Source organism: Streptomyces albidus (ex Kaewkla and Franco 2022) (genome assembly GCF_013870515.1).
In the GTDB taxonomy this organism is placed as follows: Bacteria; Actinomycetota; Actinomycetes; order Streptomycetales; family Streptomycetaceae; genus Streptomyces; species Streptomyces albidus.
In genome coordinates this window covers 1-7,176 of record NZ_JACBXA010000274.1, presented here as the reverse complement: position 1 = coordinate 7,176, position 7,176 = coordinate 1, and the positions used below count along the sequence as shown (strand labels likewise).

Sequence of the window (7,176 nt, the reverse complement as noted above, 5' to 3'; positions counted from 1 at the left end):
GCTGCCGTGGGAGTGGGTCATCGGCGTTCGCCTCGCGAAAGATTGCAGTACCAGCGGAAGTCTGGCATCCACGACTGACACATGCCGCCCCGACGCCCGCGTGCCCGTCGGCCCGTGCGGTGACGATTCAGGTCAAGATGGCGGATGTATGTGCACATCGGAGTCGAGAGTGCACATCCGCATCGCGGTTCCCGTACGACGGCTGAAGGGGAATTCCCATGGCAGCGCGCATCCTGCTGGTCCGGCACGGTCAGACGGAGTGGTCGACGACCGGACAGCACACCGGCAAGACCGACGTCCCGCTGCTCGACGAGGGGCGTCGCAACGCCGAACTGCTCGGCCGGCGGCTGAACAGCGCCCCCTGGGGCGGGCTGCCCGGTGTGGAGGTGCGCACCAGCCCCCTGTCCCGTGCGCGCGAGACCTGCGAGTTGACGGGATTCGGCGACCGCGCCCAGGAGTGGGACGCGTTGCGTGAGTGGGACTACGGCGCCTACGAGGGGCTGACGACGAAGCAGATCCGGGAGCAGACCGGCACCGACTGGCTCATCTGGCGGGACGGGGTCGTGGACGGCGAGAGCATGCGCGACCTCGAGGCTCGCGTTGACGGCATCGTGGAGTGGGCCCGTTCGGCCGACCGCGACGTGCTGGTCTTCGCGCACGGTCATGTGCTGCGTGTCCTCGGAGCGCGCTGGCTCGGGTACGGAACACCCTTCGGGGCGGGCCTCACCCTCTCACCGGCGTCGCTGTCGGTGCTGGGCTGGGCGTACGGGGACCCGGCGATCGAGCGCTGGAACGACACGGGACATCTGGACTGACCGCGCCGGGAGGGGACTTGACCGCCCGGTGACGTGAGGCCGCCGTCCCGCGGCCCGGTGCGTACGGGCACCACTCGTCCGGAAGACCACTCGTCCGGAACACGTCTCGTACGGAACACGTCTCGTACGGGTCAGGCCGAGCGAGGGCGCGGCACCATGCGGCCCTGCCGGGCGAGGAACTGGCCGACCGGGCCGTGGTCGGCGTACGGGCGCAGCCTCTGTGCAGTGGTCTCCAGCATCGCGCGGATGCGGGAGGACTGGACCGGGCCGAGCAGGGCCTGCGCCTCGCTGCCCGCCTCCGCCGCTTCCTCCGGGCGCTGCAGGGCGGCCAGGTCGCACGCCAACTCCGCTGTGAAGAGCGCCCTGTTGCGTACGAAGTGCGGGTCCTGCAGCGAGACGGCGAGCCGGGCCTGGGCGGCAGCGCGCTCCCAGTCGTGCAACGCCGACCAGCACTGCGCCTCCAGACCGGCCAGTTCGGCTTCGCCGAAGAAGCTCATCCAGTCGGGGTCGGCGTCGGCGGGCCCGCGCTCGAAGAGGGTGTGTGCTCTGCTCAGTGCTTCCTGGCACGCGGCACGGTCGCCGAGTCCGGCCCAGCCGCCGGCTTCGCGGAGAGTCAGCAGGGACAACAGCCGTGCCGAGCCCAGGTGTTTGGCCGCCTGCTGCCCGGCCTGAGCCGCTCTGACGGCCTCGCGCGGACGTCCCGCATCGCGGGCGAGGAACGCTGTGTTGCAGAAGGCGTGAGCCTCCAGCCCCGGATCCGAGGCGACCCGGGCGGTGGCGAGCGCTTCGGCGTAGTGCGAGCGCGCCTCGCAGAAGCGGTCGGAGTCGTGGGCGAGCCAGCCCACGGAGATGGCGAGTTCACCGGCACCGTTGTGCAGCCGGTCGCTGATGGACTTCCGGTTCGGGACGCCTGCGTCGAGGAGTTCGTAGGCGGCGCTGAGGGAGGCGCCGGCGGTCTGGTAGAGGCTGTCGGCGCCGTGTCTGTCGTCCAGCAGGCGGATGCGCCGCACGGCCTGTTCCAGGGTCTCGGCCTCTGATTCGCCGACGCGCCGCCGGCTGTGCGCGGACGAGGCGCGCCCGTTCGCGGGCGCGTTGCCGGCGGGGGGAAGGGTTGTCAGCGCGGCGGCCGGGCCGCCGATCATGAACGCGCGACGTAGCACGTCGCTCTCCTCGTGGATCTCGGAAAAGTTTGAACAGATGGGGCAGGCAGGCGAGTTGGGGCATGCGGAACCTGCCTCGGAACCGGTGGGGCTGGTGTGACAACTGTGGTCAGTGTTGCCACTGGTGCTGCTGTGGCCGAAGACCATACGGGAAGCTTCATGACGCGTCGTCAGATGTGTCGGCGAATTATCACCTCCGTGAGCCTCTCGGAGGCGCGCCGCGCGGTGCCCGCGGACGCTGTCACGGTCGGAGAAGCCCATGTCGGCGAGCGTGTGGCCCGGGAACATGTGCAGGAACACGCGCTCGTAGGCGTAGTTGGGGCAGCGGATCTCACCGGACTCGACACGTCCGATGTAGCGCGCGTCGCATGCGACCTGCTCGCCGATGGACCGCGCGGCGCGGCGTACGGAAGCGGCGAACTCCGCAGGCGAGAGCGTGCCGCGCAGGAGCCGGAAGGCGGTGTTGGGCTCCCGTTGCGGGCCCTTTGACGCAGAAAGTGACGACGCCATGGGCGGACCGTACAGGCTGTGACATGGTCAACACGCAGGGTTTAGCTACAAAACGGATATCTCACCCACCATCTGCCATGAAGTGCCATCCTTTGTGGCGTCGTGTGCCGTACCCCGTTGACGTCGAGGGCGTTGAACTCTGCATGACCACTGCGGAGGAGCTCGGAGGAGGGGTCCCCATGCTGGACACCGGCCTAGGAGTCCGCACCGTCGCCGGCGGTGTGCCCTGCGATCTGGTGACGGTGCCCGCGCGGCAGGGCCTGGAAGCCGTCGACATCCTGCGCCTGCGGGACGGACTCGGTCCGGTCCTGCTGTGCGACGGATCCGGCGACATGGTGGGGTTCCTGGTGCCGCCGGGCACCGCGGCCTGCTGGGATCTGCCGGGCAGCGCATGCACCCAGACCCCCGGCAGGCCCCGCACCGTCGCGCAGGAGCTTCCGGCTTCCGCGAGCGGGTGGCTGGTGCCGCCGGAGGGGGCGTTCGGTGTGGCCACCGACGCGTCCCTGCTGCGGGCGGCGCTGGGTGAGGCCGCCCGCACGATCGCCGCGGCGGACCGCTGTACGTAACCGCTCGGTGGCGCACGGTCGTTGACCGCGCCCAGCTGTGGCGCTCAGCGATACTGGACGAGTGGCGAAGGACAGACGGCGCGCAGCCCGCGCGGGCTCCGGTCAGGACCGGACGAACGACGGGCACCGCGGCCGAGGCCGGCAGGCGAGGGAGACGCTGAGCGCGCAGGTCGAAGGCGGCCTCGCGGAGTTGCGACCGGACCCCGACCGTGCGGACGGCTGGACGCTGCTGCTGGAGAACGCGCCGCAGTCCTACGTCGACCTCCACGACCCCGCGTACCTCGACTTCGAGTACCAGCGCAGGCTCGGTCACGTCGTCGACGCCGCCGCACCCGGCGGGCAGCCCCTGAACGTGCTGCACCTGGGCGGAGGCGCCCTCTCCCTGCCCCGCTACGTGGCGGCCACCCGGCCGCGCTCCACACAGCAGGTGATCGAGAAGGACGTCGCGCTGACCCAATGGGTGCGCACCGCCCTGCCGTTGGAGCGGGGATGGCGGATCCGGATCCGCGGCGCCGACGCGCGCGCGGGTCTCGGCAGGCTCCCTCAGGAATGGGCGGACCTCGTGATCGCGGACGTGTTCGGCGGCGCCCGCACGCCCGCGCATCTGACCAGCGGCGAATTCCTGCACGAGATCCGGCGCGTGATGCGTCCCGGCGGGCTCTACGCGGCGAACATCGCGGACGGCCCGGGATCTGCCGACGCCGGCGGTGAGGGCCGGCGCCCGCTGGAGCATCTGCGTTCACAGATCGCCACCGCCCGGGCCGCGTTCACCTGCGTCGGGCTTCTCGCCGATCCGGCCGTGCTGCGCGGGCGGCGCTTCGGGAACGGCGTACTGCTGGCCTCGGACGAGGAGTTGCCGGTGGCGGAGCTGACCAGACGTGCGGCGGGGGACCCGCATCCGGGGCGGATGGAGACGGGCGGCGCGCTCGCGGACTTCGTGGGCGGGGCCGTGCCGGTCACCGACGCGACGGCTCGCCCCTCGCCGCTGCCTCCTGAGGGCGTCTTCCGCTGATCTCTTCGCCGGAGCGGGTGTGCCGTGCGCTCCGAAGCGGCGTGCCGACAGGGGCGTTCAGCCCGGGTAGGTCTCGATGCGGGGCGGACCGTCGTCCCAGCGGCAGAAGATGGAGGAGGAGGTGCCGTCCTTGGAGAAGGTGACCCGGATCCAGGTCGTGTCCTTCCACACCTGGGTGTCCCAGCCCCCGTCGGGCGTCGCCGAGACGAGCGTGGCGTAGTCGTCGCGCATGTCGAAGACGGCCCGGCCGCCCGGGACGCTGGCGCTGCGCACGTCGCCCGCGCTTCTCGGAGCGCCCGGCGGCGAGGAATCGTACGGAGGCCCGCTGGACTCCTGGCCGCGCGTGGGCGGCGTGGACCGGGGCGGCTTCGACGAGCGGGATTCGGAGGGTGTGGACGAGGCCCGGGTCGGAGAGGGCTCGGGCGGCTTCTGCGTGGAGGAGGCCCCCGGCGCGGCCGTCGACTCCTTGCCGGACAGGGGCAGCGTGCGCGGCGCGTCGTACTCCGTGCTGTCCAGGACGGTGTGCACCCCGAACCACGAGAGAGTCACCGCCGCGCTCGTGGCAAGTGCCCACGCTGCCGCGTGCACGAGTGGTCGTCCCATCGCAGCCACCATAGCGGCCTTGGACATCCGGCTCACCCGGATCGGTGAATGGGCGTAACGTGCGGCCATGGCTCGTGTGCTCGTGGTCGAGGACGACCAGTTCGTACGCTCCGCCCTCATCCGGCACCTCAACGACGCCTCGCACGCGGTGCGCAGCGTCGGCACGGCCCTGGAGGCGTTGCGCGAGGTCGCGCAGGTCGGGTTCGACGTCGTCATCCTCGATCTGGGCCTTCCCGACCTGGACGGCGCGGAGGCGCTGAAGATGCTGCGCGGCATCACCGACGTGCCGGTGATCATTGCGACCGCACGCGACAACGAGAACGAGATCGTCCGGCTGCTCAACGACGGCGCGGACGACTATCTGGTCAAGCCCTTCTCGGTGGAGCACCTCTCCGCCCGGATGGCTGCCGTGCTGCGCCGCTCCCGCGGAGGTGGTGCCGGCGGCGGTTCCGGACAGGGCGACGCAGGTGAACGGGTGCTGCGCGTGGGCGGGCTCGCCATAGACCCGCTGCGCCGGCAGGCGGAGCTGGACGGTGCGCTGCTGGACCTGACCCGGCGCGAGTTCGACCTGCTGGCCTTCCTCGCCGGGCGGCCCGGCGTCGTCGTGGCGCGCAGGGAACTGCTCGCCGAGGTGTGGCAGCAGTCGTACGGCGACGACCAGACCATCGACGTCCATCTGTCGTGGCTGCGCCGCAAGTTGGGGGAGACCGCCGCACGCCCCCGCTACCTGCACACGCTGCGCGGAGTGGGCGTGAAGCTGGAACCGCCGAAGGAGCGGCAGCCGTGAGAGCGGCCACGAGGAACGGAGCTCGGGCATGAGATGGGCGCTGGTGAAGGTGTGCCTCGCCGTGACCGCCATGGTGGTGATCGCCTTCGCCGTGCCGCTGGGTCTCGTGGTCAAGGAGACGGCGCGCGACCGTGCTTTCTCCAACGCGGAACGGCAGGCCGCGACCGTCGGCCCGGTGCTGGCCATCACCAGGGACCGTCAGCAGTTGAAGATGGCCGTCGCCAGCACGGAGGCCGGTGGTGACGGACGCCTTGCCGTCCACGTGCCGACGTCGCAGAAGGCGGAGAGCGGTACGCGATCGACCCGCCCGCAGAAGCGGGCCGCCGTCCAGATCGGGCGGCAGCGCGCGACCGACGAGCAACTGGCGACCGCACGGGGCAAGGGCCGCGCCTCCACGGTCACGGTGCCCGGCGGTTACACGCTGCTGCGGCCCACGGCCGTCGCCAGCGGCGAGTTCGCCGTGGTCGAGGTCTTCATCTCCAACGGCGAGGTCACGCACAACGTCACCACGTCCTGGGTCGTCCTTGCCGGCGTGGGCATCGCCCTGATCCTCGGGTCGGTCGTGGTCGCCGACCGGCTCGGCACCCTGATGGTGCGCCCCGCCGGGCGGCTGGCCGCCGCCGCCCACGCCCTGGGCGAGGGGAAGCTCGGTGTCCGGGTGCCGGAGGAGGGGCCCACCGAACTGCGCTCCGCAGCCTCCGCGTTCAACTCCATGGCCGACCAGGTGGTCCAACTACTGAACAACGAGAGGGAGTTGGCGGCCGACCTGTCGCACAGGCTCCGCACGCCACTGACGGTGCTGCGGCTGAACGCCGCCTCGCTGGGTGACGGCGACGCCGCCGACCAGACCCGGGAGGCCGTCGCCAAGCTGGAGACAGAGGTCGACCAGATCATCAGCACCGCCAGGGAGCAGCGGGAGCAGCGCGCCCAGTCGCCGGGCGGGCTCGAGGCCTCCGCCTGCGACGCCGCGGAGGTGATACGCGAGCGGATGGCCTTCTGGTCCGCGCTCGCCGAGGACGAGGGGCGCGAGGCGCGGCTCGCCGGCGTGGAGCGTCCGGTACGGGTGCCGGTGGCACGTGGCGAACTCGTCGCCGCGCTGGACGCGATGCTCGGCAACGTCTTCCGCCACACCCCCGTGGGCACCGCCTTCTCCGTCGACGTGCACCGCGGAGGGACCGCGAGCAATTCCGTGATCGTGCTCGTCTCCGACGCGGGCCCCGGCATAGCCGATCCGGCTGCCGCGCTGCGCCGCGGCCACGGTGACGGAAGGCCCGGCTCGACGGGGCTCGGCCTGGACATCGTGCGCAGGGTGGCCGAGGCGACGGGCGGTGACGTACGCGTCGGCCCCTCGGTGCTCGGGGGGACCGAGGTACGGGTGTGGCTGACGCTCGACGGCGGGGAGGGCGTCGAGCGCAAGCGTGTGAGGCGGCGTGCCGAGCGTCGCCTCAAGTACCCGATGAGGCGCGCGACTTGAGACCGAACCGGTCTTCGTGCCGGTCTTCGCGAGGACCTTCGGGACGCCCCTTCGGGCGGCTTTCGCGCGTCCATCCCTAACCCCGGCATTGCCCTGGCTTAAGGGCGGCCTAAAGTCCCGAACTCCCGCCCGCAACAAGGGAATTGTCCGAGTCGGCCTCGCTACTTTGCTGCTCTCCGCACGATTCCCCCACCGAGCGAGGCGGCCCGACCATGACGCACGACGCAGAAGCGCACTCACCCCGGCCCG

The 7,176-nt window shown here is 71.5% G+C and carries 7 protein-coding genes; 5 read left to right on the top strand and 2 right to left on the bottom strand.

Features of this window, described 5'->3' with window-relative positions:
• Positions 1–218 precede the first annotated feature (218 nt).
• Positions 219–815, top strand: a complete 597-nt coding sequence (locus H5J26_RS26385; protein WP_181768474.1) for a histidine phosphatase family protein — start codon at positions 219–221, stop codon at positions 813–815.
• Positions 816–946: 131 nt separating this feature from the next.
• On the opposite strand, the gene H5J26_RS26380 is transcribed toward H5J26_RS26385, so the two are convergent.
• Entirely contained in the window at positions 947–2,485 is a 1,539-nt protein-coding gene (locus H5J26_RS26380; protein ID WP_235981145.1) for a tetratricopeptide repeat protein, read from the bottom strand.
• Positions 2,486–2,664: 179 nt separating this feature from the next.
• On the opposite strand from H5J26_RS26380, the gene H5J26_RS26375 reads away from it, so the two are divergent.
• Positions 2,665–3,051, top strand: a complete 387-nt coding sequence (locus tag H5J26_RS26375; RefSeq protein WP_181768473.1) for a hypothetical protein — start codon at positions 2,665–2,667, stop codon at positions 3,049–3,051.
• Positions 3,052–3,112: 61 nt separating this feature from the next.
• On the top strand, positions 3,113–4,063 hold the full coding sequence (locus H5J26_RS26370) for a fused MFS/spermidine synthase (RefSeq protein ID WP_181768472.1): 951 nt from the start codon (positions 3,113–3,115) through the stop codon (positions 4,061–4,063).
• Between the two features lie 57 nt (positions 4,064–4,120).
• On the opposite strand, the gene H5J26_RS26365 is transcribed toward H5J26_RS26370, so the two are convergent.
• Positions 4,121–4,666 carry a hypothetical protein gene (locus H5J26_RS26365; protein WP_235981143.1) on the bottom strand — a complete coding sequence of 182 codons (546 nt, stop codon included), beginning with the start codon at positions 4,664–4,666 and terminating at the stop codon, positions 4,121–4,123.
• Between the two features lie 67 nt (positions 4,667–4,733).
• Here H5J26_RS26365 and H5J26_RS26360 point away from each other — a divergent pair, with 67 nt between their 5' ends.
• Both H5J26_RS26360 and H5J26_RS26355 read left to right on the top strand, forming a co-directional pair.
• Positions 4,734–5,453: a response regulator transcription factor gene (locus H5J26_RS26360; RefSeq protein ID WP_181768471.1), complete on the top strand. Its 720-nt coding sequence runs from the start codon at positions 4,734–4,736 to the stop codon at positions 5,451–5,453.
• A 28-nt stretch (positions 5,454–5,481) separates the two neighbouring features.
• A complete protein-coding gene (locus H5J26_RS26355) occupies positions 5,482–6,927 on the top strand; it encodes a HAMP domain-containing sensor histidine kinase (protein WP_181768470.1) in 1,446 nt (481 codons plus the stop codon).
• Positions 6,928–7,176 lie beyond the last annotated feature (249 nt).